This window comes from Variovorax ureilyticus, from assembly GCF_050632185.1.
GTDB classification, from domain to species: domain Bacteria; phylum Pseudomonadota; class Gammaproteobacteria; order Burkholderiales; family Burkholderiaceae_C; genus Variovorax; species Variovorax ureilyticus_A.
In genome coordinates, this window is sequence record NZ_CP192579.1 from 1,737,496 (window position 1) to 1,762,047 (window position 24,552).

18 protein-coding genes, 6 pseudogenes and 1 riboswitch are annotated in these 24,552 nt (G+C 67.6%); of the genes and pseudogenes, 17 read left to right on the forward strand and 7 right to left on the reverse strand.

The features are described 5' to 3' along the window. Positions 1-7: 7 nt before the first annotated feature. Positions 8-625: a YqhA family protein gene (locus ACQ858_RS08615; RefSeq protein WP_431276302.1), complete on the reverse strand. Its 618-nt coding sequence runs from the start codon at positions 623-625 to the stop codon at positions 8-10. Positions 626-812: 187 nt separating this feature from the next. Between ACQ858_RS08615 and acs the strand changes: the two are divergent. Further along, positions 813-2,808, forward strand: a pseudogene (gene acs, locus ACQ858_RS08620) (acetate--CoA ligase). A gap of 39 nt (positions 2,809-2,847) precedes the next feature. After that, positions 2,848-3,354: a LapA family protein gene (locus ACQ858_RS08625; protein WP_431276303.1), complete on the forward strand. Its 507-nt coding sequence runs from the start codon at positions 2,848-2,850 to the stop codon at positions 3,352-3,354. 9 nt (positions 3,355-3,363) lie between these two features. Here the strand turns inward: ACQ858_RS08625 and ACQ858_RS08630 are convergent, their stop codons facing one another. After that, entirely contained in the window at positions 3,364-3,669 is a 306-nt protein-coding gene (locus ACQ858_RS08630; protein ID WP_431276304.1) for a c-type cytochrome, read from the reverse strand. 109 nt (positions 3,670-3,778) lie between these two features. On the opposite strand from ACQ858_RS08630, the gene ACQ858_RS08635 reads away from it, so the two are divergent. After that, entirely contained in the window at positions 3,779-4,015 is a 237-nt protein-coding gene (locus ACQ858_RS08635) for a TIGR04438 family Trp-rich protein (RefSeq protein WP_431276819.1), read from the forward strand. 108 nt (positions 4,016-4,123) lie between these two features. Here the strand turns inward: ACQ858_RS08635 and ilvD are convergent. Next, positions 4,124-5,817: pseudogene (gene ilvD, locus ACQ858_RS08640) on the reverse strand (dihydroxy-acid dehydratase). A 111-nt stretch (positions 5,818-5,928) separates the two neighbouring features. On the opposite strand from ilvD, the pseudogene ACQ858_RS08645 reads away from it, so the two are divergent. From ACQ858_RS08645 to ACQ858_RS08680, 8 genes and pseudogenes are all read left to right on the forward strand, one after another. Beyond that, positions 5,929-6,865: pseudogene (locus ACQ858_RS08645) on the forward strand (LysR family transcriptional regulator). 28 nt (positions 6,866-6,893) lie between these two features. Beyond that, positions 6,894-7,720: pseudogene (lgt, locus tag ACQ858_RS08650) on the forward strand (prolipoprotein diacylglyceryl transferase). 342 nt (positions 7,721-8,062) lie between these two features. Next, positions 8,063-9,868, forward strand: coding sequence for a serine/threonine protein kinase (locus ACQ858_RS08655; RefSeq protein ID WP_431276305.1), 1,806 nt, complete (start codon positions 8,063-8,065; stop codon positions 9,866-9,868). Beyond that, a complete protein-coding gene (locus ACQ858_RS08660) occupies positions 9,868-11,073 on the forward strand; it encodes an OmpA family protein (RefSeq protein WP_431276306.1) in 1,206 nt (401 codons plus the stop codon). The genes ACQ858_RS08655 and ACQ858_RS08660 overlap by 1 nt, the downstream gene beginning before the upstream one ends. Before the next feature lie 186 nt (positions 11,074-11,259). Continuing rightward, positions 11,260-12,684, forward strand: a complete 1,425-nt coding sequence (locus tag ACQ858_RS08665; RefSeq protein WP_431276307.1) for a malonyl-CoA decarboxylase — start codon at positions 11,260-11,262, stop codon at positions 12,682-12,684. Between the two features lie 74 nt (positions 12,685-12,758). Then, entirely contained in the window at positions 12,759-13,745 is a 987-nt protein-coding gene (locus ACQ858_RS08670; protein ID WP_431276308.1) for a Bug family tripartite tricarboxylate transporter substrate binding protein, read from the forward strand. After that, on the forward strand, positions 13,742-14,518 hold the full coding sequence (locus ACQ858_RS08675) for an enoyl-CoA hydratase/isomerase family protein (RefSeq protein ID WP_431276309.1): 777 nt from the start codon (positions 13,742-13,744) through the stop codon (positions 14,516-14,518). The genes ACQ858_RS08670 and ACQ858_RS08675 overlap by 4 nt, the downstream gene beginning before the upstream one ends. A gap of 7 nt (positions 14,519-14,525) precedes the next feature. Next, positions 14,526-16,085 (forward strand): malonate--CoA ligase, encoded by a 1,560-nt coding sequence (locus ACQ858_RS08680; protein ID WP_431276310.1) that lies wholly within the window; start codon positions 14,526-14,528, stop codon positions 16,083-16,085. Positions 16,086-16,136: 51 nt separating this feature from the next. Here ACQ858_RS08680 and ACQ858_RS08685 read toward each other — a convergent pair whose 3' ends face one another. The 4 genes from ACQ858_RS08685 to ACQ858_RS08700 form a co-directional block, all read right to left on the reverse strand. After that, positions 16,137-16,580 (reverse strand): universal stress protein, encoded by a 444-nt coding sequence (locus ACQ858_RS08685; RefSeq protein ID WP_431276311.1) that lies wholly within the window; start codon positions 16,578-16,580, stop codon positions 16,137-16,139. A 73-nt stretch (positions 16,581-16,653) separates the two neighbouring features. Further along, entirely contained in the window at positions 16,654-17,469 is an 816-nt protein-coding gene (locus tag ACQ858_RS08690; RefSeq protein ID WP_431276312.1) for a sulfite exporter TauE/SafE family protein, read from the reverse strand. 280 nt (positions 17,470-17,749) lie between these two features. Then, the gene (locus ACQ858_RS08695; RefSeq protein WP_431276313.1) at positions 17,750-18,070 is read right to left on the reverse strand and encodes a cell division protein ZapA; all 321 of its coding nucleotides are present in this window, start codon (positions 18,068-18,070) and stop codon (positions 17,750-17,752) included. Next, complete coding sequence (locus ACQ858_RS08700; RefSeq protein ID WP_431276314.1) at positions 18,067-18,294, reverse strand: DUF904 domain-containing protein; 228 nt, start codon at positions 18,292-18,294, stop codon at positions 18,067-18,069. The genes ACQ858_RS08695 and ACQ858_RS08700 overlap by 4 nt, the downstream gene beginning before the upstream one ends. Positions 18,295-18,371: 77 nt before the next feature. Beyond that, positions 18,372-18,615, forward strand: a riboswitch (cobalamin riboswitch). An 81-nt stretch (positions 18,616-18,696) separates the two neighbouring features. Here ACQ858_RS08700 and ACQ858_RS08705 point away from each other — a divergent pair. The 6 genes and pseudogenes from ACQ858_RS08705 to cobO all read left to right on the forward strand — a co-directional run bounded on the left by ACQ858_RS08705 (position 18,697) and on the right by cobO (position 24,548). Then, the gene (locus tag ACQ858_RS08705) at positions 18,697-20,574 is read left to right on the forward strand and encodes a TonB-dependent receptor domain-containing protein (protein WP_431276315.1); all 1,878 of its coding nucleotides are present in this window, start codon (positions 18,697-18,699) and stop codon (positions 20,572-20,574) included. Beyond that, a complete protein-coding gene (locus tag ACQ858_RS08710) occupies positions 20,571-21,140 on the forward strand; it encodes a bifunctional adenosylcobinamide kinase/adenosylcobinamide-phosphate guanylyltransferase (protein ID WP_431276316.1) in 570 nt (189 codons plus the stop codon). Before ACQ858_RS08705 ends, ACQ858_RS08710 begins: the two co-directional genes overlap by 4 nt. Beyond that, a pseudogene (locus ACQ858_RS08715) lies at positions 21,137-21,985 on the forward strand (ABC transporter substrate-binding protein); the annotation flags it as partial. The gene ACQ858_RS08710 and the pseudogene ACQ858_RS08715, both read left to right, overlap by 4 nt. Positions 21,986-22,173: 188 nt before the next feature. Then, positions 22,174-23,172 (forward strand): annotated as a pseudogene (locus tag ACQ858_RS08720) (FecCD family ABC transporter permease); the annotation flags it as partial. A 3-nt stretch (positions 23,173-23,175) separates the two neighbouring features. Next, positions 23,176-23,964 carry an ABC transporter ATP-binding protein gene (locus ACQ858_RS08725; RefSeq protein WP_431276820.1) on the forward strand — a complete coding sequence of 263 codons (789 nt, stop codon included), beginning with the start codon at positions 23,176-23,178 and terminating at the stop codon, positions 23,962-23,964. Positions 23,965-23,978: 14 nt separating this feature from the next. Continuing rightward, positions 23,979-24,548 carry a cob(I)yrinic acid a,c-diamide adenosyltransferase gene (cobO, locus tag ACQ858_RS08730; protein WP_431276317.1) on the forward strand — a complete coding sequence of 190 codons (570 nt, stop codon included), beginning with the start codon at positions 23,979-23,981 and terminating at the stop codon, positions 24,546-24,548. The last annotated feature ends 4 nt before the right edge of the window (positions 24,549-24,552 follow it).

Here is a 24,552-nt window from a genome sequence, read left to right on the forward strand (position 1 = left end):
CGCGGGATCAGTGGTCTTCGGCAGGGGCCGGCGCCATGAGCCGGTCCGTGACCGCGATCGCCATCGCCGAGAGCAGGAAAGTGATGTGGATCGCGGTCTGCGCGATGAGCACGCGGTCGGTGTAGTTGTCCGCGTTGATGAAGGTCTTCAGCAGGTGGATCGAGCTGATGCCGATGATGGCGGTCGCCAGCTTGACCTTGAGCACCGAGGCGTTGACGTGGCTGAGCCACTCGGGCTGGTCGCGGTGGCCTTCGAGATTGAGCCGGCTCACGAAGGTCTCGTAACCGCCGACGATCACCATGATCAGCAGGTTCGAGATCATCACCACGTCGATCAGCGCCAGCACGACCAGCATGATCACCGTCTCGTTGAGCGTGGCCACCGGCGCGGTGGTCTTGTAGCCGATGCTGGTGATGAGCGCCTGAAGCGCATCCTGGCTGCCGAAACCTGCCTCCACGAGATGCAGAAGCTCGACCAGGAAATGCACCACGTAGACCGCCTGCGCGACGATGAGACCCAGGTACAACGGGAGCTGCAGCCAGCGGCTCGCGAAGATCAGGTTGGGCAGGGGCCGAAGCGGCGAGGCCTTGCCCTCGATGGGGCGCAGGGGATCTTGGTTTGACATCTGGCGGGACGGACCTGGACTTCTTTGACAACGGTTGGACGCGGGATTCTAGGGGTGGGCCGATGAGCACCATGTGACGATTCCCTCGTTAACATGGCCCGTCAGTCCTCCGTAAGTGGGTGCCCCGACATTCGACCGGCACCGCAACGGGTCGCAATCTGATGCAGTCGGTAAAGGAGACAAACGAATGAGCAGCGCATCCACCATCGAATCCGTCCTGGTCGAAAACCGCGTGTTTCCGCCGGACGCCCGTGCCAGCCAGGGCGCGCGCATCCCCAGCATGGCCGCGTACGAAGCGCTGTGCAAGGAAGCCGCCGATGATTTCGAGGGTTTCTGGGGCCGCCAGGCGAAGGCCAACGTGGTCTGGACCAAGCCTTTCACGCGCGTGCTCGACGAGTCCAACGTGCCGTTCTACAAGTGGTTCGACGACGGTGAACTCAATGCCTCGGCCAACTGTCTCGACAAGCACATCGGCACGCCGGTCGAGAACAAGACCGCGATCATCTTCGAGGCCGACGACGGCGCGGTCACGCAGGTCACCTACAAGGAACTTCTGGCGCGTGTCTCGCAGTTCGCGAACGCGCTGAAGGCGCAGGGCATCCGGAAGGGCGACCGCGTCATCATCTACATGCCGATGACCATCGAGGGCGTGGTCGCGATGCAGGCCTGCGCGCGCATCGGTGCCACGCACAGCGTGGTGTTCGGCGGCTTCTCGGCCAAGGCCCTGAACGAGCGCATCATCGATGCCGGCGCCGTGGCGGTCGTCACCGCCAACTTCCAGCTTCGTGGCGGCAAGGAACTGCCGCTCAAGGCGATCGTCGACGACGGCATCGCGCTCGGCGGCTGCGAGTCGATCAAGACGGTGCTGGTCTTCGAGCGCACCAAGACGCCATGCAACATGGTCGCCGGCCGCGACAAGACCTTCGACGACGCGCTCAAGGGCCAGAGCACCGAATGCGCGCCGGTACCGGTGGGGGCGGAGCATCCGCTCTTCATCCTCTACACCTCCGGTTCCACGGGCAAGCCCAAGGGCGTGCAGCATTCGACCGGCGGCTACCTGCTGTGGGCCAAGCTCACGATGGACTGGACCTTCGACATCCGCCCGGAGGACATCTTCTGGTGCACCGCCGACATCGGCTGGATCACCGGCCACACCTACGTGGCCTACGGTCCGCTCGCGGCGGGCGCGACGCAGGTGGTGTTCGAGGGCATCCCGACCTTCCCGCATGCGGGCCGCTTCTGGCAGATGATCGAGCGGCACAAGGTCTCGGTCTTCTACACGGCGCCGACGGCGATCCGCTCGCTCATCAAGGCGGCGGACAGCGACGAGAAGGTGCATCCGAAGAACTGGGACCTTTCATCGCTGCGCATCCTCGGCACGGTGGGCGAGCCGATCAATCCCGAAGCATGGATGTGGTACTACCGCAATGTCGGCGGCGAGAAGTGCCCGATCGTGGACACCTTCTGGCAAACCGAGACCGGCGGTCATGTCATCACGCCGCTGCCGGGCGCCACGCCGCTGGTGCCGGGTTCGTGCACGCTGCCGCTGCCGGGCATCATGGCCGCGATCGTCGACGAGACCGGCAAGGACATCCCGCACGGCTCGGGCGGCATGCTGGTCATCAAGCGGCCGTGGCCGTCGATGATCCGCACCATCTGGAACGACCCGGAGCGTTTCAAGAAGGGCTACTTCCCCGAGGAGATGGGCGGCGCGATCTACCTCGCCGGCGATGGCGCGGTGCGCAGCGCCGACCGCGCGTACTTCCGCATCACCGGCCGCATCGATGACGTGCTCAACGTGTCCGGACACCGCCTGGGCACGATGGAGATCGAATCCGCGCTGGTCGCCAAGACGGACCTGGTGGCGGAGGCCGCGGTCGTCGGTCGGCCGGACGACCTGACCGGCGAGGCGGTCTGCGCCTTCGTGGTGCTCAAGCGCGGCCGTCCCACCGGCGACGAAGCCAGAGCAGATCGCGGCGGAACTGCGCAACTGGGTCGCGAAGGAAATCGGCCCGATCGCCAAGCCCAAGGACATCCGCTTCGGCGAGAACCTGCCGAAGACCCGCAGCGGGAAGATCATGCGCCGCCTGCTGCGCAGCATCGCCAAGGGCGAGGCGATCACGCAGGACACCTCCACGCTGGAGAATCCCGCGATCCTGGAGCAGCTCGGGCAGGCCTACTGATGTTACAAATGACCCTCCAATCACAAACCGGAGCAGGTCATGGGAGTCAGAACAGGTGTATTGCTGGTGGTCGTGCTGCTGATTGCGGCACTGGCCGCATTGAACTGGGGCCTTGTCGTCGCGCCGACGACCATCTCGATCGGCTTCATGCAGGTCACAGCGCCTTTCGGGCTGATCATGCTGGGGTTGACGGCGCTGCTGGGCATCTTCTTCGTCGCCTACGTGGTCTATCTGCAGAGCTCGATCCTTCTGGAGACGCGCCGTCACACCAAGGAAATGCAGGTCCAGCGCGATCTCGCCGACAAGGCGGAAGCCTCGCGCTTCACCGAGCTGCGCAACTTTCTTGAAAGCCAGGAAAACGCCCACATGACCCGCAACGCGGAGCGGCATGCGGCGATGCTCGCGCGGGTCGAGCAGTTGGAAGTGGCCATGAAGGTGCGTTCCGACCAGCTCGACAACACGCTGGCCGCGCACATCGGCCAGCTCGAAGACAGGCTGGATCGCCGCTCGACCGACGCCGCGGCGGGCATGCCGCCGGCGGTCTGATTCAGGGCGCTATTTCGTCGACAACACCCAGGCGGCCAGCTTCTTCGCGTCGGCCTCGCTGACCTGGTTGTTGGCGGGCATCGGGACTGGCCCCCACACGCCGGAGCCGCCCTTCATGATCTTGTTGGCGAGCAGTTCGAGCGCGCCCTTGTTGTCCTTGTACTTGGCGGCCACGTCCTTGAAGGCCGGGCCCAGCACTTTGCGATCCACCGCGTGGCAGCTCATGCAGTTCTTCGACGTGGCCAGCGCCAGATCGGCGACGGCGGGGGCTGTACAGCCGACACACAGCGTGGCGGCAAGGAGCGCTCTTTTCATGGGGGTCAACGGCTTGGGTGCGTTAAAGTCGATCCAGCGCGATTGTAGGTAGGGCGGCGGGCCGCTCTTTGCCGGGGCGCGTCACAGACAAAGGATGGAGGAGTTCGCGATGTGGTTCCTGGGGTTGGGCTTGCTGGGCGTGGCGCTCAAGGTGCTCGAGGTCGGCGTTGTCGCCAACTGGAGCTGGTGGGTGGTGCTGGCGCCTTTCGCGCTGGCCGTCGTTTGGTGGGCCTGGGCCGATGCCTCGGGCTACACCAAGCGCAAGGTCGTCGAAAAAGAGAACGCGCGCCGCCAGGAGCGCATCGATCGCCAGCGCAGCCGGCTCGGCACGCTCCGGAGGAAATAGGCTCGCCCCCAGCCTCGCTCACTTCGTGTAGCTCGGGCACCCCTTCCGGGGGCAACACCGACGGCCCGGCGGAGCCGGTTCCGTGGTGTTTCCCGAATGCCCGAAGTGTCAGTACTTGTCCAGCACGGCGCCGGAGCTGGCGCTGGACGCATTGAAGGCGAACTTGGCCTGCACGCCGCGGGTGTAGCGCGGGGCAGGGGCTTTCCAGGCGGCCCGGCGCTTGGCGATTTCTGCGTCAGGCACGTTCAGTTCGAGCTTCAACTGGTGCGCGTCGATGGTGATCGAATCGCCCTCGTTGACGAACGCGATGGTGCCGCCCGCGGCCGCTTCGGGCGCGACGTGGCCGACCACCATGCCCCAGGTGCCGCCGGAGAAGCGGCCGTCGGTGATGAGGCCCACGCTTTCGCCGAGGCCCGCGCCGATCAGCGCACCGGTCGGGGCCAGCATTTCCGGCATGCCCGGGCCACCCTTCGGGCCGAGATAGCGCAGCACCATCACGTCGCCAGCCTTGATCTTGCCGTCGAGGATCGCCTGCAGCGCCGATTGTTCGTCGTCGAACACGCGCGCCGGTCCGGTGATGACGGGGTTCTTGAGGCCGGAGATCTTAGCGACCGCGCCTTCGGGCGAGAGGTTGCCCTTGAGGATCGCCAGATGTCCTTCGGCGTACATCGGATTGTTGATGGGGCGGATCACGTCTTGGTCCGCGCGCGGCTGGTCCGGCACGTCCTTGAGCACTTCGGCGATGGTCTTGCCGGTGATGGTGATGCAGTCGCCATGCAGCAGGCCGGCGTTCAGCAGCACCTTCATGACCTGCGGGATGCCGCCGGCCTTGTGCAGGTCGACCGCCGGTATTTGCCGCTGGGCTTCAGGTCGCAGATGACCGGCACCTTCTTGCGGATGCGCTCGAAGTCGTCGATGGTCCAGTCCACGCCTGCCGCATGAGCGATCGCGAGGAAGTGCAGCACCGCATTGGTCGAGCCGCCGGTGGCCATGATGACCGCGACCGCGTTCTCGATCGCCTTCTTGGTCACGATGTCGCGCGGCTTCAGGTCCTTCTTGATGGCTTCGATCAGCACCTTGGCCGATTCCTTGGCCGAGTTCTGCTTTTCGTCGTGCGGATTGGCCATCGTGGACGAGTAGGGCAGCGACATGCCCAGAGCCTCGAAGGCGCTCGACATGGTGTTGGCGGTGTACATGCCGCCGCACGAACCGGTCCCGGGGATGGCGCGGCGTTCGATTTCCTTCAGGTCTTCGTCGCTCAGGTTGCCGGCCGCGTTCTGGCCGACCGCCTCGAAGACGCTTACGATGTTCAGGTCCTGGCCCTTGTAGTGGCCGGGCAGGATGGTGCCGCCGTAGACGTAGATGGATGGCACGTTGGCGCGCAGCATGCCCATCATGCCGCCGGGCATGTTCTTGTCGCAGCCGCCGACCACCAGCACGCCGTCCATCCACTGGCCGCCGACGCAGGTCTCGATGCAGTCGGAGATCACCTCGCGGCTCACGAGCGAATACTTCATGCCCTCGGTGCCCATCGCCATGCCGTCCGAGATGGTCGGGGTGCCGAACACCTGGGCGTTGCCGCCGGCTTCCTCGATGCCGGCGATGGCCGCGTCGGCCAGCCTCTGCAGGCCCGAGTTGCAGGGCGTGATGGTGCTGTGGCCGTTGGCGACGCCGACCATCGGCTTCTTGAAATCGGCTTCCTCGTAGCCCATGGCATAGAACATCGACCGGTTCGGCGCCCGGCTCTTGCCTTCGACGATGTTGGCGCTGCGGCGGTTGATCTGGATCGGTTTCGTTTCCATCGTGGGTCTCTCGTGATCGGGGGAATTGGGAAATCGGGGGGAGGCCAAGTATCGGACGATTGATTGATTGGTTCCAATCCAATTTCTGCCATGCATTGATATGCTTGGCATATGAAAGAGAGCCTGATCGACCTCCGTGTCTGGCGCCAGTTCCTGGCGGTGGCGGAGGAATTGCATTTCGGCCGCGCGGCGCTGCGCCTTCACATGACGCAGCCGCCGGTCACGCAGGCGATCGCGCAACTCGAGAAAGCGCTCGGCGTGGTGCTGTTCGACCGCACGCGCCGCCGGGTCGCGCTCACGCCGGCGGGCGAGGCGCTGGTGCCCGAAGTGCGCGAGCTCCTGGCCCGCGCGCAGGCCCTGCCGGCGCGCGCGCGCGGCGGCGGCGGGCGAGGTGGGGCGCGTGCGGCTCGCCTTCGTGTCGACGATCGGTTTCGAGCGGCTGCCGGTGTGGGTGCGCGAATTCCGCCTGCGCTCACCGGATGTCGCGCTGGAGCTGGTCGAGGCCACCGGCGACGTGCAGCTCGAGGCCTTCTCACGCGGCGAGATCGACGCCGGGCTGATGCTGCATTCGCCGGGCTCGGCGCCCCCGGGCTTGGAACGGCTCGCGGTGTCGCAGGAGCCGCTGGTGCTCGCGCTTCCAGCGACGCATCCGATGGCGAAAGCCAGAAAGGTCCGGCTCGCGGATGCTCTCGCCGAGCCGGTGGTCATCTTCCCGCGCCGCATCGTGCCCTCGCTGCACGACGCGATCTTCGGCCTCTACCACGCAGCCGGCCGCACCCCGCGCATCGCGCAGGAGGCGATCCAGATGCAGACCATCGTCAACCTCGTCTGGGGCGGCCTCGGCGTGGCCTGGGTGCCCGAGAGCGTGATGCAGTTCCGGCGCGCGGGCATCGTCTATCGCGGCGCGGCCGAGTTCGAGCCCGAAGGCCGCCGCCGCGCATCCGTGGCGCTTCCGAGCTGCGAGACCAGCCTCGTCTGGGACGCCGGAACCGCCAACCCGGCGCTCGCACGGTTCATCGAATTCATCGGCCGCGGATCGGCCGGGTAGGTGCGCGCGGGGTGTTTTAATCCCGGTCATGCTCATGTATCCGCAGATCAACCCCGTGGCGTTGCAGCTCGGGCCGATCGCCATCCACTGGTATGGCCTGACCTATCTGGCCGCTTTCGCACTGTTCTATTTCCTCGGCACGCGGCGGCTTGGGCACGAGCCGTTCCGCTCGATCACCGGCCCGGGCGCATGGACGCGCAAGGACCTCGAGGACATCCTTTTTCTCGGTGTGCTCGGCGTGATCGTCGGGGGGCGCCTGGGCTATTGCCTGTTCTACAAGCCGGGCTTCTATCTCACCCATCCGATCGAGATCTTCTTCGTCTGGCAGGGCGGCATGAGCTTCCATGGGGGCTGCTCGGCGTCATCGCGTCGATGTTCTGGTTCACGCATTCGCGCAGGCGGCCGTTCTGGCAGGTGATGGATTTCGTTGCGCCCTGCGTGCCCACGGGGCTGGCGGCAGGCCGTGTCGGCAACTTCATCAACGGCGAGCTCTGGGGCCGCTTCGCCCCCGCCGACCTTCCGTGGGGCATGGTCTTTCCGCAGAGCGGGTCGATGCTGCCGCGCCATCCGTCGCAGGTCTACCAGTTCCTGCTCGAGGGGCTGCTGCTCTTCGTGATCCTGTGGCTCTATGCGCGCAAGGAGAGGCGCGAGCGCCGCGTCTCGGCGGTGTTCCTGGTCGGCTACGGCGCGATGCGCTTCACGGCCGAGTTCTTCCGCGAGCCCGATGACTTCCTGGGCCTGCTCGCGCTCAACATGAGCATGGGCCAGTGGCTCTGCGTGCCGATGATCGTCTTCGGCGTGTGGCTCTACCTCAGCGCGCCAGCGCAGCGGCGGACCACGACCGCGACCGCATAAGGGCCTTTCGGCGCCGTCCGGGCGCTTCCCTATCGCATTTGGCCGGCGCCCAGGCACGGGAGCGCCGGAGCGTCCGTTCGGCTAGTGCTTCTGGTGAATGCATCATGCTGCGGTGCGCAGTAGAGTGCGCACGACAGGGGACTGACGTGATGGCAATGCGACTCTGCATCCTGCTTTTCAATGCTTCTGGGCTGGGCAAGCGATCCGTCGGCGTGCCCTGGATGCGATGAGCCCCCCTCGGTCACCGGCCCGAATTCCGTTCTTGGCACCGTCACGGGCCCGGGCGACGTGGACGGCGCCTCGCCGGAATGGAGCGACGCCGGGCGGGCCACCGCGCACACCTTGCCTGAAGGCACCCGCCTGCTCGACTACGAGATCGTCGGCCCGATCGGCGAGGGCGGATTCGGCATCGTCTACCTCGCGTGGGACCATTCGCTCGAGCAGCACGTCGCGATCAAGGAATACCTCCCGGCCATCCTTGCGACGCGCGCGAGCGTTTCGTCCGCGGTGGTGGTCAAGTCGCAGCGGCATCGCGACAGCTTCCGCGTCGGCATGCGCAGCTTCCTCAACGAGGCGCGGCTCCTGGCGCGATTCGATCACCCGTCGCTGGTGCGCGTGCTGCACTTCTGGGAAGACAACGGCACGGCCTACATGGCGATGCCGTATTACGAAGGCCCGACGCTGCAGCATGCGCTCGCCGAGCTCGGTCGCCCGCCCACCGAGGAGGAGCTCTGCAACTGGCTGCGGCCCCTGCTGGATGCGCTCGGCACCATGCATGCCGCGAGCTGCTTCCATCGCGACATCGCGCCGGACAACATCCTCTTGACCGACACCGGTCCGGTGCTGCTCGACTTCGGCGCCGCGCGGCGCGTGATCGACGGCATGGGTTCGTCGCCGACGGTGGTGTTCAAGCCCGGTTTCGCGCCCATCGAGCAGTACGGCGAAGTCGCCTCGATGCGGCAGGGCGCCTGGACGGACCTCTACGCGCTCGCGGGCGTGGTGTACGCGGCCGTGACCGGGCACCCGCCGATGCCGGCGATCGAGCGGCTGATGGATGACCGCCTGCTGCCGTTGTCGGACATCGCCCACGGGCAGTACAGCGAGCCTTTCCTGGCCGCGATCGATGCCGCGCTGTCGCTTCATCCACGCAACCGGCCCCAGAGCGCGGCCGAGTTCTGGACGATGCTGAGCTGCGGCGAAAAGCTGCAGGACCTGGAACTGGTGCGGGCGGTCCATCGCAACGAGGTGCTGTCGTCCGCGCCGTCTATGCCAGCCGCTGGTGGGAAGCCCGAGACCGATCGGCCCTCGTTCGCCGAACCCGACCCGATCGTCGAACGGGAGCTGGCCGAAGCGGTGCGCGTGCCGCCGACGATGCCGCCCGCGGCGGTGGAGCACGTCCATACGGCTTCCGACGAGATCGAGGCGCGCGAGGAACCAGTCGTGATCCGCACCCGCGGCAGGGCGCCGATCTCGAACTGGCCGCCGCTGGTCGGCGCCCCGGCCGCGGCAGGGCAGCGTGCGAACTGGGTCAAGCCGACCGTGCTTGCGACGCTGGCCGTGCTGGCCTGCGTGATGACCTTCGTCTACTACCGCACCAGCAGCGTGTCGACGACAGCCGCGCTTTCGCCGGCGGGGACGCCCCTTTCGGCACCCACCAAACCGCGCGCGGTGACGATGCGCGTGACGCCGCCGATTCCGCAGGTGTCGGAACCGGTGAAGCCGCCCGAGCCCGCGCCAACCAAGGCGGTCGAAGTACCCGCGCCGATGCCATCGGCCGTGCCGCTCAGGACGGTCGATCCCGCCGAGGAAAAGGCACCCGAGCCGGTGAAGCCGGCGATCATGGCCGCGCCCGTCGACGAGCCTGCAAAGGCTGCCGGCCCCGCTCCGGTGGCAGCGGCGCCGGCAGCCGTGGCGGTGGCTCCCAGAGCCACCGCGCGCGCCCGGCCCGAACCGAGGCGTTTCGCCCGGCGCGAGCAGCCCGTCGCCGAACCCGAGTCGGAAGTGCGCACCGTCGTCGTGCCGATTGTTCGCCCGCCGCCCCCGGAGCATGCGCAGGGCGGCATCAACTGCACCGACATCCTCCAGCGCGCTTCGCTCGGTTCGCTGACACCGGCCGAGGCGGCCCAACTCAGAAAGGGGTGTGAATGATGACCACGACACTGGCTCGCTGGCTTCAGGCCCTGTCCTCGTTCGGCCTGGCCCTGCTCGTGGCGGGCTGCGCCACCCAACCGACCTCGTCCAGAACCGAGCTTCCCTTCGATCAGGCCGTCGCGCAGGCCACCGACGGGCTGGTGATGCAGACCCAGAAGATGCAGAGCCTGCTCGCCAGGATCGGCGGCAAGAGCGGCGTGGTGCTGGACCCGATGATCGACGCCGGAAGCGGCCAGCAGACGGCCGCCACGCAGTCGCTGCAGGACCGCGTGACCGAGCGGCTCGCCGCGCAGGAATCCATCCAGGTCGTGCCCTTCGAGCGCGCGAACCTCGACAAGGCGCGCTACCTGCTGACCGGCACGATGACGCGGCTTGCGGTCGACCAGCCGCGCGGCCCCATGGGGATCAACCTCGCGCTGACGGAACTCGCGACCGGCAACGTGATCGCCCAGTCCTCGGCGATCACCCGTGACGAGGGACTGGACCACACGCCGCTGCTCTACTACCGCGACACGCCGATGCCGACGAAGGACCGCGTGGTCGAAGGCTACGTGCGCACCAGCGCCACCCCGCCCGGCCAGAAGGCCGATGCGTACTACCTCGAGCGGCTCGCGGTCGCGCCGCTGATCAAGGATGCCACCAGCGCCTACAACGCCGAGCGCTACCAGGACGCGCTCGCGGGGTACAGCGCCGCCGGCGACAGCGCGATCGGCGAGCAACTGCGCGTGCTCAACGGCATCTACCTGAGTTCGGCCAGGCTCGGCCGGAGGGCGGAGGCCGAGCAGGCTTTCGGCAGGCTCGTCGCCTACGGCATCGCCAACCAGCAGCTCGGGGTGAAGTTCCTCTTCAATCCGAACACCACGGTGTTCTGGTCGGAGCAGAAGATCAGCGGTCCCTATCAGATGTGGCTGCGCGAGATCGCCAAGGCGAGCGCCGACGCGAAGGTCTGCATGGAGATCATCGGCCACACCAGCCACACCGGTTCGGTGGCCTACAACGATACGCTCTCGCTGCAGCGGGCCAAGTACATCCGGCAGCGGCTGGTGGGCGAGGCGGTGGTCCTCGGCACCCGCACCTCGCCGAGCGGCAAGGGCTTCCGCGAAAACATCATCGGCAGCGGTACCGACGACGCGGTCGATGCGCTGGACCGGCGCGTCGAATTCAAGATCGTCGATTGCGGCGTGATGCAGGCTGTCCGTTAGGCTCTCACCCCCAGCTCGCCCACTTCGTGTGGCTCGGGCATCCCCTTCCAGGGGGCAACCCCGGCGGCCCGGCCGAGCCGGTTCCGCGGGGTTCCTGGCATCGCGCGTCGTGCGGCGCGCGGTGGCGCACTAAGATGCCTCTTTTCGTCAGAGTCATCGTGCGCAAGGAAGGGTCGAACCGATCTCATGAATGCCAGCGACTGGATCACACGCAACGTCTCGCGGCTGAAGCCGGGCAACGCCGCCGAGGCGGCTGCCGTCGGACCCAGGCCGCTTTCCGAACGCCTCGAAGCCACGCTGCGCCGCTCCGGCGAAGCGCTCGCGCCGCGCGCCTTGCGGCGCGCGCTGGGGGAACTCCAGGCGGTGGTCGACCCCGGCGTGAGCGAAGTCGAGGGCGGCCGCCGCGCCCATGATTTCGTGCAGTGGTATGCGGGCCGTGAACTCGACGAACGGCGCGACATCTGGCTGCTCATGAGCGAACGCTTCGCGCCCGATGCGCAGAAGCTCAGCGACGCCCGCGAGCACCACGAGGCGGCGGTCGGCACGCCCGACGAAGGCCAGGCCGAGATCCAGCTGCGCCGCGCACTGGCATCGCCGCGCGCGCGGCTGCTGCAGCGCTTCGCGGTCGAGCCCGACGGCATGCAGTTCCTCGTCGATCTGCGCGCGCAACTGCTGCCGCATCTCAAAGGCGACCGGCGGCTGCTGCCGCTCGACGCCGAGCTCGAACACCTGTTCTCCACCTGGTTCGACGTCGCCTTCCTCGACCTGCGCCGCATCAGCTGGGATTCCCCGGCCTCGCTGATCGAGAAGCTGATCCAGTACGAGGCGGTGCACGACATCAAGAGCTGGGCGGACGTCAAGAACCGGCTCGACAGCGACCGCCGCTGCTACGGCTTCTTTCATCCGCGCCTGCCCAACACGCCGCTGATCTTCGTGGAGGTGGCGCTGGTCGATCGCGTCAGCGAGGGCATCGCGCCGCTGCTCGACGAGGCCGCCGCGCTGACGCAGCCCGAAAAGGCGACGACCGCGATCTTCTATTCGATCAGCAACACGCAGACCGGCCTGCGCGGCGTGAGCTTCGGCGATTCGCTGATCAAGCGCGTGGTCGAGACGCTGCAGGAAGAGCTGCCGCGCCTGAAGACCTTCGCAACCCTGTCGCCGATCCCGGGCTTTCGCGCATGGCTCGGCAAGCATGCCGGCGACATGATGGCGCGGCTCGACGAGAAGCGCTCGACCGAGCTCGGCCGCGTGGTCGGATCGCTGCCACCCACGGCGGAGCGATTTCTCGCGGCCGCGGAAGCGGTCAGCCAGATCGATGCCAGGTCGCCGGTGCGGCAACTGCTCCTCAATTCGGCCGCCGAATACCTCGGCCGCGCCACCGCTGACGGCAAGCCAGTGGACCCGGTGGCGCGTTTCCATCTCGGCAATGGCGCGCGGGTGGAGCGGCTCAACTGGGCGGGCGATCCCTCGCCGAAGGGGATGAAGCAGTCGTACGGATTGATGGTCAACTACCTCTACGATCTCAAGCGGCTCGACAAGCATCGCGCCCTGCTGGCGCAGGGCAAGGTGGCGGTGTCCGGCGCGATCGACGATCTGTTTTTCCCGGACTGATTTCTGTGAGAGGGCCGACGATTCCTGCGCTGCAGGCCCCGGCGCATGGCAGACCATAACGAGGAGACAAAGCAATGACCCCAGGCTTTCAGCGACGCGAGCTGTTGCAGCTCGCGGTGGCGGGCGCCGCGGCCCTGGCTGGCGGTGCCCGCGCGCAGTCGGGCTGGCCGACCAAACCGGTGACCATGATCGTGCCGTTTCCGGCCGGCGGCGGCACCGATGCCTTCGCACGGCCGCTCTCGGCGCAGTTCAGCCGCATCGTGGGCCAGACGCTGGTCATCGACAACCGCGGCGGCGCGGGCGGCACCGTGGGCGCGAGCATCGCGGCCAAGGCGCACCCGGACGGCTACACACTCTTCATGGGCGCGGTGCACCACGCGATCGCGCCCTCGGTCTACCCCAAGCTGGACTACGACCTCGAGAAAGACTTCGTGCCCTTGATGCTGCTGGCCGACGTGCCGCAGGTGGTGGTCGTCAATCCGAAGCGCGTGACCGCGACCACGCTCAAGGCCTTCGTCGCCTACGCCGGGCAGAACCCGGGCAAGCTCAACTACGCCTCGGCAGGCTCGGGCACCTCGCATCATCTGGCAGGTGAGCTCTTCAAGCTGCAGACGGGCACTTTCATCACGCACATCCCGTACCGCGGTTCGGGCCCCGCGCTGCAGGATCTGATCGCCGGCAACGTGGACGTGATGTTCGACGGGCTGGGCTCGTCGGCGCAGCACATCAAGGCTGGCCGCATCAAGGCGCTGATGGTGGCCGGGGCGAAGCGCAACCCGGCGTTCCCCGACGTGCCTTGCGCGGCGGAGGTGGGCTTGCCCGACTACACCGTGACCACCTGGTACGGCCTCTGGGCGCCCAAGGGCACGTCGGCCGACATTCAGGCACGGGCCATCGACGACATGAAGAAGGCGCTCGCGACCGACGAGCTGAAAACGATCTGGGCCGCCAACGGCTCCGAAATCCCGACGCTCAAGGGCCCGGAATACGGCGCTTTCGTGAACGCCGAGATCAAGCGCTGGGCTGCGGTGGTCAGAGACTCCGGGGCCAAGCTGGAATGACGGATTCGATCATGCTGCACGGCGAAGGGCCGATCGCGTTCGTCACGCTGGCGAACGCGGGCCGGCTCAACGCCATGACGCGCGCAATGTGGCGCGAATTGCGCGCGATCTTCGAGGGGCTCGGGCGCGATGCGTCATGCCGGTGCGTCGTCGTGCGCGGAGAGGGCGGCGCCTTCTGCGCGGGGGGCGATATTTCCGAGTACCCGTCGTTCCGTTTCGACGAGGCGAGTCTGCGCGAATTCCACGAAAACGAGGTCTGGGCCGCGCTCGCCGCGATGCTGGCCTACGAACTGCCGGTCGTCGCGCAGATCGAGGGCGCCTGCATGGGCGCGGGGCTGGAGATCGCGAGCTGCTGCGACATCCGCCTGGCGGGCGCTTCGGCGAAGTTCGGTGCACCGATCGCGAAGCTGGGTTTCCCGATGGCGCCGCGCGAAGCCGCGCTGGTGACCAGCGCCATCGGCGACACGCTCGCGCGCGACATGCTGCTGGCCGCGGGCGTGCATGATGCACAGCGCCTGTACGACGCCGGCTTCCTGCTGCGTGTCATGCCCGATGCCGACGTCGCCGGTGCGGCGCTGGCGCATGCGCAGCGCATTGCCGCGCTCGCGCCCGAAGCCGCCCGCCTCAACAAGCGCACCTTCTCCGCGCTGCGCTCTGCAGGTGGACAAGACCCGCTGGCACCGCTCGTGGCCGTGGCCTACGACTACGCCGACTCCGACGAACACCGCGAAGGCATCGCTGCCTTCCTCGGCAAGCGCACTCCCGTCTTCTGAAATCACCATGACCGACACGACAACGAACGCCAATCTCTTCGCCGCATTGCGCGCCGCCTTCCCGTCCGATCTCGATTCGATCGCGGTCGAGACCGACGATGGCCTGTTCTATTCCTGGCGCGACCTCGACCGTGCGAGCGCAATGATCGCGAACCTGCTTCACGCGCTGAGGCTCAAGGAGGGCGCCCGCATCGCAGTGCAGGTCGAGAAGTCCGTGGAGGCGATGCTGCTGTACCTCGCGACGCTGCGCGCGGGCTATGTCTTCCTGCCGCTCAACACCGCCTATCGGCAAGCCGAGATCGAGTACTTCATCGGCAACGCGGAGCCGGAGGCGGTCGTCTGCAGCAGCGCCAATGCCGAGTGGGTCGCGCCGATTGCGACTGCTGCCGGCACGCGCCACGTCTTCACGCTCGATGACGACCGCACCGGCACCTTGCTCGAAGCCGCGGCGCAGTGCAGCGACCAGCACGACCCCGCGCACAAGAAGGGCGACGATCTCGCCGCCATCATCTACACCAGCGGCACCACCGGCCGCAGCAAGGGCGCCATGCTTTCGCACCGCAACCTGCAGTCGAATGCCGAGGTGCTCAAGGACTACTGGGGCTGGCGCTCTTCCAAGCGCGGCGACGGCGACGTGCTGATCCACGCGCTGCCGATCTTCCATGTGCACGGGCTGTTCGTCGCGATCCACGGTGCGCTGATCAGCGGCAACCGGATGATCTGGTTCAACCGCTTCGATGCGCGCCGCGTGGTCGCGCGCCTGCCGGATGCGACCGTCTTCATGGGCGTGCCGACGCTTTATGTGCGCATGCTGGCCGAGCCGGGCCTCACGCGCGACGCGTGCAGCAACATGCGGCTCTTCATCTCGGGCTCCGCGCCGCTCCTGATCGAGACCTTCGACGAATGGCGCGAGCGCACCGACCACACGATCCTCGAGCGCTACGGCATGAGCGAGACGGTGATGCTTACCTCCAACCCCTACAGCGCGGTGCAGGGCGAGCGTCGCGGCGGCACGGTGGGCTTCCCGCTGCCCGGCGTGCGGCTGCGCGTGCGGGACGACCAGGGCAACCCGTGCCCGACCGAGGAGATCGGCCATATCGAGGTGAACGGGCCGAACGTGTTCCGCGGCTACTGGCGCATGCCGCAGAAGACCAAGGAGGAGTTCACGCCCGACGGCTACTTCAAGACCGGCGACGTGGGCAAGATCGACGGCCTGGGCTACGTGACCATCGTCGGGCGCAGCAAGGACCTCATCATCAGCGGCGGCTACAACGTCTATCCGGCGGAGATCGAGGGCTACATCAACGAGATGCCCGGCGTGGCGGAAAGCGCGATCGTCGGCGTGCCGCATCCGGACTTCGGCGAAGTGGGCGTGGCGATCGTGATCCCCAAGCCGGGGGCGACGCTCGATGCGGATGCGATCGTGGTCGAGCTCAAGGCCAAGCTGGCGAACTTCAAGATTCCCAAGCGCTGCTTCGTGGTGGCGGAACTCCCGCGCAACGCGATGGGCAAGGTTCAGAAGGCGCTGCTGCGCGAACAGCACAAGAAGCTGTTCGCCGGCGCCTGAGGCGCTACTGCACGCCCCGCGATCGTCCCCTTGCCCGGAGCAGGATCTGCATCAGCGCAACACCAGGACAGGGAGCTCCGAGTGCGTAAGGACATGCTGGGTTTCGCTGCCCAGCAGCAGTCGCTTGATGCCCTTGCGGCCGTGCGAGGCCATGACGATGAGGTTGCTCTCGTGCTTCTTGGCGGCAGCGATGACGGCGTCGCCGACGAGGTCGGAGCTGATGACCGAGGTCTTGACGTTCACGCCGGCCGCCTTGGCTTCGGCCGCGACCTCGTCGAGCGCGGCTTGCGCCGCATCGGACCACTGCTTCTCGATGCGGCCGATGTCCTCGGGCGTGAAGACGGCGGCGCCGTCGAAATAGTTGGTGGGGTAGCGGGGCACGACCGTGAGCGCCACCAGTTCGGACCCGTTCTGCGCCGCGAGCGCGATGGCGCTCGTCACGGCCTTCTTGGACAGGGGCGAGCCGTCGGTGGCGACCAGGATTCGCTGGAACATGCAGTTCTCCTTCAGTTGAATGAGAGCACTGTAAGCCAGCCGCCGGGGAAGCACTTGCGACAGGTCAAGGCATTCAGCCGTGCAGTCCCTTCCACAGCATGTAGATCGCGAGCAGGTAGAGGATGCTCGCGAACACCCGCTTGAGCTTCGACACCGGCAGGCTGTGCGCTGCCCGCGCGCCCAGCGGCGCCACCAGGAAGCTGCACACCGCGATCACTGCGAGCGCCGGCAGCCAGATGTAGCCGAAGGCCCCGGCCGGGAGCCCCTGCACCGACTGGCCGCTTGCGATGTAGCCCGCCACGTTGGCCACCGCGATCGGGAAGCCCAGCGCCGCGCTCGTTGCCACCGCGTTGTGGATCGCGACGTTGCACCAGGTCATGAATGGCACGCTGATGAAGCCGCCGCCCGCGCCGACCAGGCCCGAGATGAAGCCGATCGTGCTGCCGGCCGCGAGCTGGCCGGCGGTGCCGGGCATCTGGCGTGTGGGCTTGGGCTTCTTGTCGAGGAACATCTGCGTCGCCGAGAAGCCCACGAACAACGCGAAGAAGATCGCGAGCGCCGTGCCCTTGAGCAACGCGAAGACGCCGAGGCTGCCGATCAGGCTGCCGAGCACGATCCCGGGTGCAAGCCGCTTGACGATGTCCCAGCGCACCGCGCCGCGTTTGTGATGCGCGCGCACGCTCGAGATCGAGGTGAAGATGATGGTGGACATCGAGGTCGCGATCGCCATCTTCACTGCGAGGTCCGCCGTCGCGCCGCGCTGGCCCATGATGATCGTGATGAACGGCACCATCAGCATGCCGCCGCCGATGCCGAGCAGGCCGGCCAGGAATCCGGTGCCGACACCGAGCAGCGCGAGTTCGGCGATCAGCAGGGGTTCGATCGTCATGGGGTGCGAGAAAGAGGCCAGAAAAAGCCACGGCCCCGAGGCGGGTGCCGTGGCCTTCGTGAATAGGTGTCTGCGAGTGAGCCTGGACTCGCAGCCTGAACCGGGGTTCAGGTGGGCGAGGGCAGCGAGGCTTCGGGTTCATCTGACGCGAGATGATCACACCCGCCAAGCGATATACCAAGCCCTGCTCCGTAGAGCATTGGTACAAGGACATATTGAGCCCAGCGCGCACCGCAGACAGGCGCGATTTTACGCCGGAGCGGCGCGCATGGCGGTGGTTTCAGAGCAAATGTCCGTCGCCGGCGAGGGCCTGATCGAGACGCTGGATCAAATGCGCGGCACGTGCGTCGTCGGCGGTGGGGTCGGATTCGGCCGCGAGCGGCGCGGGCGGGGGCGCAGCTTCGCGCTGCGCCAGGTCGAACGCAAGGTTCAGCGAGGCGAGTACGGCGATGCGATCGCGCGCCTTCACCTTGCCGGCATCGCGGATCTTGCACATCGCCGCGTCGACGCGTTCCACCGCTTCGCGCAACTGGACTTCACCGCCTTCGGGACAGCCGAGCAGATAGCTCTGGCCCATGATCTGGACTTCGATTTGTTTCATGAGCGGGCGCTCGGGTCTTGCGAGGGATCGGTCGGGAGCTGATCGAGGAGGGCATCGAGCCGCGTGCGTGCCGCGGCGAGCCGGGACTTGAGCGCATCGCGTTCCCGCGTGAGCGCCTCCACCTGGTCCTGCAGCAACGCATTGGTGCGCTGTACTTCTTCATGGCGCACGAGCAGGCGTTCGACACGCTCGGCGATCTGTTCAATACGGCTCGGTGCAGGCATGGGGGGCGATTGTAGATTCGGGCGCTTGCGGGTTTCCACGGCCGGCCGGCGGTTCGACGACCGTGTTTCACGAGACTTTACAATCCCACGCTGTTGGTGCTCGCGAGGTGGTTCACACGTCGCAGTTCAACGGGAAGCAGAAGCCCACGCCCTCACAGGGCTCAGGCCAGCCTGCGCTGCCCCCGCAACGGTCAAGCAGACGGCGTCCTTTTTCGGATGCCGCCCTCGTCAACAGCCACTGGAAGCAATGAAACAGGCTTCTGGGAAGGCGACGGAGGTCGTTCTGCCAGCCCGGATACCGGCCAACGAGGCGGTCGCCGCATGTTCGCGCATGTGTGTCGGCCATGACGTCCATGCGCTGGCGGGGAAGCCGGCGAAGGACATTGATCTTTTGTTGCCCCCATGAAAACAAGCGTTTTCTTCCTTCGCACCGACCGGTGCGTTTCGTCGTGGCCGCTCGCGCGCGCCAGCCGTGTTTCCCTTGCCGTTGCCGCACTGTCGGGCCTGGCTTCCGCCGCGATGGCGCAGAGCACCGGCACGCTCGCCGAAACCGTGGTGACCGCCACCCGCACGCCGACGCGCGTCGATGACCTTGTCTCGGACACCGTCGTCATCGACCGTGCGCAGATCGAGCAGCAGGCCAGCCGTACGCTGCCCGAAATCCTCGCGCGCGTCGCCGGCGTGCAGATCTCGGCCAACGGCGGCGCCGGCAAGGCGAGCAGCGTCTTCATCCGCGGCGCCGAGGCGCGTCACACTCTCCTGCTGATCGACGGCGTGCGCTACGGCTCGGCGACACTCGGCACGCCCAACTGGGACAACATCCCGGTCGAGATGATCGACCGCATCGAGGTGGTGAAGGGGCCGGCCTCCGCGCTCTACGGCAGCGACGGCGTGGGCGGCGTGGTGCAGATATTCACGCGCAAGGCGGCGTCCGGCGATTCGGTCTTCATGCCGCGAGCCTCGGCAACGCTCGGCAGCGAAAGCTACAAGCAGATCACCGGCGGTTTCAGCGGTGCGTCGGGCGCTGCGACCTACTCGCTCGACGTTCAGCGCACAATCCAGGACAGCTTTTCCGCGACCAACAGCAGGGTGCAATTCGGCAACTTCAATCCCGACCGCGACCCCTTCAACCAGAGCGCGGTCAACGCTTCGTTCGGCTACCAGTTCAATCCGGACTGGAAGCTCGACGCCGGCCTTCTGTATTCGGACGGCCTGAACCACTTCGATGACGGTCCCGGCCGCGACGCGCGCAACACCGTGCGCACGCAGACGGGCTATGTCGGTGCGGCCGGCAAGGTGATGTCGAACTGGAGCACGCAACTGCGCTATTCGCGCAGCGACGACTACTCCCGCAACATCGTCGCGGCGCCCTTCAATCTGCCGGGCCTGTTCCAGACCACTCAGAACCAGTACCTCTGGCAGAACGATGTCGCCACGCCGGTCGGCACCGTGATCGCGGGTCTTGAGCGACTCGAACAGAACGTGAACAGCGACACGCGCTACACGGTCACCGAGCGCGACATCAATTCCGCCTTCGTCGGCCTCAACGGCGACCAGGGCGCGCACAGCTGGCAGCTCAACGCGCGGCACGACGACAACTCGCAGTTCGGCGGCAACGACACCTGGTTCGCCGGCTACGGCTACCGCATCACGCAGAACTGGCGCGTGAACGCATCGCACGGCACCAGCTTCGTGGCGCCGTCGTTCAACCAGCTCTACTACCCCGGCTTCGGCAATCCGAACCTGAAGCCGGAGGAAGGCAAGAACACCGACCTGGGCATCACCTGGAGCCAGGGCGGCCACACGGTGAAGCTGGTGGGCTACGACAACAAGATCACCGGTTTCATCACCAGCGAGACGCTGCCGCAGAACATTCCGCACGCGCGCATCCAGGGCGGCACCCTGAGCTACGACGGCCAGTTCGGCAACCTCGGCCTGCATGCGAGCTACGACTCGCTCGATCCGCACAACGAGGTCACCGGCAAACTGCTGCCGCGCCGCGCGAAGGAGCAGGCGACGCTCGGCGCCGACTACCGGATCGGGGCGTGGAAGTTCGGCGGCTCGGCGCTCCACGTGGGCCAGCGCTACGACGACGCAGCCAACACGCGCGTGCTCGGCAGCTACACCACGGTCGATCTCTACGCGGAGTACCGCGTGGCGAAGGACTGGTCGGTGCAGGGCCGCGTCTCGAACGTCGGCGACGTGAACTACGAAACCGCATGGGGCTACAACCAGCCCGGCCGCGCGTTCTACGTGACGCTGAGGTGGCAGCCGAAATGAGGGGCGCTTGCCGCGAACTGATCCTCGGTGGCCAGAAGAGCGGCAAATCGCGCCGCGGTGAGCAACTCGCCGCGGCGTGGCTCGGGCGTTCGGACGCGCACCGGGCCGTGCTCGTCGCGACCGCGCGGGCGCACGACGACGAGATGCGTGCGCGCATCGCGCGTCATCGCAGCGACCGTGCGCTGCGCGTGCCGGGGCTGGTGACGGTCGAGGAGCCGCTCGCGCTTGCGGAAGCGATCCGCGCGAACGCTTCGCCGCAGACGCTGGTGCTCGTCGACTGTCTCACGCTGTGGCTGACGAATCTGACGATGCCGGTCGATGGCGTCGCGCATGCCTCGGGCGAGATCGACGCGGCGACTGGCGCGCTCGTGCGCGAACTCGATGCGGCCACCGGCCCGGTGGTGCTGATCGGCAACGAGATCGGCCTCGGCGTGATCCCGCTTGGGCGCGAGGTGCGCGCCTTCGTCGATGCGCTCGGAACGCTCAACCAGCGCGTGGCCGCCGTCTGCCACCGCGTCACGCTGATGGCGGCCGGCCTGCCGCTCATCCTGAAGGGACCTGAATGAATCTGCTCGCGAGACTGTCGCTCGCCGCCTTGCTGACCCTGTTCGCGGTCGCGGCGGAGGCGATCGTCGTGACCGACGAGCGCGGCGTGGCGGTGGAGCTGCCGAAGCCGCCGCAGCGCATCGTCAGCTTGCTGCCCTCGCTCACCGAATCGGTCTGCACGCTCGGTGCGTGCGGCCGGCTGGTCGGTGTGGACCGCTATTCCAACTGGCCCGATGCGGTGCGCGCGTTGCCGCAGGTGGGCGGCGGGATCGATCCGAACATCGAGGCCATCGTCGGGCTCAGGCCCGATGTGGTGCTGCTCGCCCGGTCGTCGCGGGTCAGCGAGCGGCTCGAAGCCCTGGGGCTCAAGGTGGTGGTGCTCGAGCCAAAGAACCACGCCGATGTCCGGCGCGTGCTCGATGTGCTCGGCCGCGTGCTCGGCACCGACGATGCGCAGCGCGTATGGCGGGCGATCGACGCGACCGTCACGGCGGCGGCCGACGCGGTGCCGGAGAGCGCCAAGCATACCCGCGTGTATTTCGAGGTCAACAGCGGACCCTATGCGGCGAGCGAGTCTTCGTTCATCGGCGAGACGCTCTCGCGCCTTGGCGCGAAGAACATCGTGCCGGGGTCGATGGGGCCGTTTCCCAAGCTCAATCCCGAATTCGTGGTGCGCGCCGATCCGGACCTGATCATGATCGGCGAGCGCAACGCGCAGGGCATGGAACAGCGGCCGGGCTGGAGTCGCATCAAGGCGGTGCGCGATGGCCGCATCTGCCGCTTCACCGCCGACGAGGCCGATGTGCTGGTGCGGCCCGGGCCGCGCATGGGCGAGGCCGCGCGCCTGATGGCGGGGTGTTTGAGTTCACCCCCAGCCTCGCCCACTTCGTGTGGCGACTGTCGGGCGGCCGCCGGAGGCGGCTGCTCTTCGGGCACGTCCGAGCGTGCGCAGGCAGGCTTGGAGCCGCGGCCCTCAGCCCCCTCTCCGGGGGCGCACCCGGCGGACCGGCAAAGCCGGTTCCGCGGGTGCCCTGGGCCTGACATGGAGCGCAAATGAAAGGTGAGCATCGTCGTGCGTTCGTGCTGGGGCTCGTGCTGCTGGTGATCGGCTTGGCCGTGCTGGTGGCCGGAGCGGGCGTGGGCAGCACCGGATTCGACAGCCTCTTCGACGCCTGGCGCGACCCGGTCGCGATGCGGATCGTGTGGGATATCCGGCTGCCGCGCAGCCTGGGCGCATGGCTGGCCGGCGCGTTGCTCGGACTGGCGGGCGCTGTGGCGCAAGGGCTGTTCCGCAACCCGCTGGCCGATCCGTATCTGCTGGGGAGCGCGTCGGGCGCTTCGCTCGGCGTGGGGGTGGCGCTGTGGATGTTCGGCGCCTCGCCGGCGAGCACGCAATGGGTGGTTCGCCTGGGCATGACAGGGGCGGCATTTGTCGGCGCAGTGGTGGCGGTGATGCTCACGCTGCTGCTCGCGCGCGGCGTGCAGCAGACCTTGCGGCTCCTGCTCGCGGGCGTGATCGTGGGCGTGGTGCTTGGCGCCCTCAAGGACCTGATCACCATCGCGTCGGCCGACATCCTTCAGGCGATGCAGGGCTTCATGCTCGGCAGCACGGGGCTGGTGGGCTGGAGCGCATGTGCGGTGATGGCTGTGCTGGGCGTCGTGTGCCTCCTGTCGGGATGGGCGCTGGCGCCCCTGCTCGACGGACTGGCGCTCGGCGAGTCCACCGCCAGCAGCCTGGGGTTGCCGGTTGGCGCGATGCGTGCTGCGCTGGTGGCGGTGCTGGCGCTGGCGACCGGCGCCGCGGTGGCGCAGACCGGGCTGATCGCCTTCGTCGGCCTCGCGGCGCCGCACCTGGTGCGCTCGGCGGTCAAGACCACGCATGCGCGGCTGATCCCGCTGTCGAGCGCCATGGGCGGTCTGCTGCTGATGGCGGCCGATCTGCTCGCCCGATGGCTGGTCGCGCCGCAGGAACTGCCGGTCGGCGTGTTGACGGCGGTGCTCGGCGGGACCTACCTGCTCTGGCTGATGCACCGGCGCAGCGCGCGGGAGGGGGCGATGACGGCCGTCGCCCGGCGCGAGCCCGCGCTCGAAGCCCTGCGCGTCGATGCGCGGCTCGGCCATGCCCAAGTCCTGCGCACGATCGATCTGGCGCTGGCGCCAGGGCGCTGGACCAGCATCGTCGGCCCCAATGGCGCGGGCAAGTCGACCCTGCTCAGGGTGCTCGCGGGCTTGCTGCCGCATGGGGGCGAGGTGCGGTTGTTCGGCCAGTCGCTGGCAGCGTTGGCCGGACGTACGCGCGCGCGGAGGCTGTCCTGGCTCGGCCAGGGCGGCGCGGGCGAGGGCAGCGCGGACGATCTCATGGCGTACGACGTCGCGATGCTCGGACGCCTGCCGCACCAGCGCTGGCTTGCCGCGCCGAGCGATGCGGACCGCGCGGCGGTGGAGCGCGCCCTGCGCAGCACGCAGGCCTGGGAGTGGCGCGACAGGCCGCTCGGCCAACTCTCCGGAGGCGAACGCCAGCGCGTGCTGCTGGCGCGGGCGCTCGCCGTCGAAGCCGACGTCCTGCTGATGGACGAACCGCTCGCCAACCTCGACCCGCCGCACCAGGCCGACTGGATGCGGACCGTGCGCGAACTGATCGCGCAGGGCCGCACCGTGGTCAGCGTGCTGCATGAACTCAATGCCGCGCTGGCCGCCGACGACATGGTGGTCATGGCGCAGGGGCGCGTTCTTCATCACGGCCCCTGCGATGACAGCGCCACGCATCGCGCGCTGGAGGCCGTGTTCGACCGGCGCGTCGTGGTGTACCAAATCGAAGGCCAGTGGCTGGCCGTTGCGCGTTGACGAATTCAAGACCTATGCAGATCGAAACCCCACCCGGCGAAAAGCCCTATGACAAGCCCGAAGGCGAACGCCGCGGGATCGTGATCGTCAACACCGGTGACGGCAAGGGCAAGAGCACCGCGGCCTTCGGCCTCGCCTTGCGCGCGCACGGACGCGGCAAGGCGGTGAAGATCTTCCAGTTCATGAAGGTGCCCAGCGCGCGCTTCGGCGAGCACCGGATGTTCGAGCAGATCGGCATCCCGATCGAAGGGCTCGGCGACGGCTTCAGCTGGAAGAGCCAGGACCTCGAACGATCGGCGCAGCTCGCGCGCGACGGCTGGGAGAAGGCGAGGGCAGCGATCCTGTCGGGCGAGTATTTCCTCGTGGTGCTCGACGAGATCACCTACCCACTCATCTACGGCTGGCTGCCGCTCGACGGCGTGCTGGAGACGCTGCGCGCGCGGCCCCGCGAGGTGCATGTGGTGCTGACCGGCCGCCGCTGCCCCGAGGAAATCATCCAGCTCGCCGACACGGTCACCGAGATGAAGATGATCAAGCATGCGTTCCAGGCCGGCATTCCCGCCCAGCGCGGGATCGAGGACTAGGAGC

Excerpts from the sequence above, each read along its gene's own strand:
- ACQ858_RS08630 (WP_431276304.1), bottom strand. The coding sequence starts at position 3,669 with ATGAAAAGAGCGCTCCTTGCCGCCACGCTGTGTGTCGGCTGTACAGCC.
- ACQ858_RS08675 (WP_431276309.1), top strand. The coding sequence starts at position 13,742 with ATGACGGATTCGATCATGCTGCACGGCGAAGGGCCGATCGCGTTCGTC.
- ACQ858_RS08625 (WP_431276303.1), top strand. The coding sequence starts at position 2,848 with ATGGGAGTCAGAACAGGTGTATTGCTGGTGGTCGTGCTGCTGATTGCG.
- ACQ858_RS08680 (WP_431276310.1), top strand. The coding sequence starts at position 14,526 with ATGACCGACACGACAACGAACGCCAATCTCTTCGCCGCATTGCGCGCC.
- ACQ858_RS08635 (WP_431276819.1), top strand. The coding sequence starts at position 3,779 with ATGTGGTTCCTGGGGTTGGGCTTGCTGGGCGTGGCGCTCAAGGTGCTC.
- ACQ858_RS08615 (WP_431276302.1), bottom strand. The coding sequence starts at position 625 with ATGTCAAACCAAGATCCCCTGCGCCCCATCGAGGGCAAGGCCTCGCCG.
- ACQ858_RS08690 (WP_431276312.1), bottom strand. The coding sequence starts at position 17,469 with ATGACGATCGAACCCCTGCTGATCGCCGAACTCGCGCTGCTCGGTGTC.
- ACQ858_RS08670 (WP_431276308.1), top strand. The coding sequence starts at position 12,759 with ATGACCCCAGGCTTTCAGCGACGCGAGCTGTTGCAGCTCGCGGTGGCG.
- cobO (WP_431276317.1), top strand. The coding sequence starts at position 23,979 with ATGCAGATCGAAACCCCACCCGGCGAAAAGCCCTATGACAAGCCCGAA.
- ACQ858_RS08725 (WP_431276820.1), top strand. The coding sequence starts at position 23,176 with ATGACGGCCGTCGCCCGGCGCGAGCCCGCGCTCGAAGCCCTGCGCGTC.
- ACQ858_RS08700 (WP_431276314.1), bottom strand. The coding sequence starts at position 18,294 with ATGCCTGCACCGAGCCGTATTGAACAGATCGCCGAGCGTGTCGAACGC.
- ACQ858_RS08705 (WP_431276315.1), top strand. The coding sequence starts at position 18,697 with ATGAAAACAAGCGTTTTCTTCCTTCGCACCGACCGGTGCGTTTCGTCG.
- ACQ858_RS08695 (WP_431276313.1), bottom strand. The coding sequence starts at position 18,070 with ATGAAACAAATCGAAGTCCAGATCATGGGCCAGAGCTATCTGCTCGGC.
- ACQ858_RS08685 (WP_431276311.1), bottom strand. The coding sequence starts at position 16,580 with ATGTTCCAGCGAATCCTGGTCGCCACCGACGGCTCGCCCCTGTCCAAG.
- ACQ858_RS08660 (WP_431276306.1), top strand. The coding sequence starts at position 9,868 with ATGACCACGACACTGGCTCGCTGGCTTCAGGCCCTGTCCTCGTTCGGC.
- ACQ858_RS08665 (WP_431276307.1), top strand. The coding sequence starts at position 11,260 with ATGAATGCCAGCGACTGGATCACACGCAACGTCTCGCGGCTGAAGCCG.
- ACQ858_RS08710 (WP_431276316.1), top strand. The coding sequence starts at position 20,571 with ATGAGGGGCGCTTGCCGCGAACTGATCCTCGGTGGCCAGAAGAGCGGC.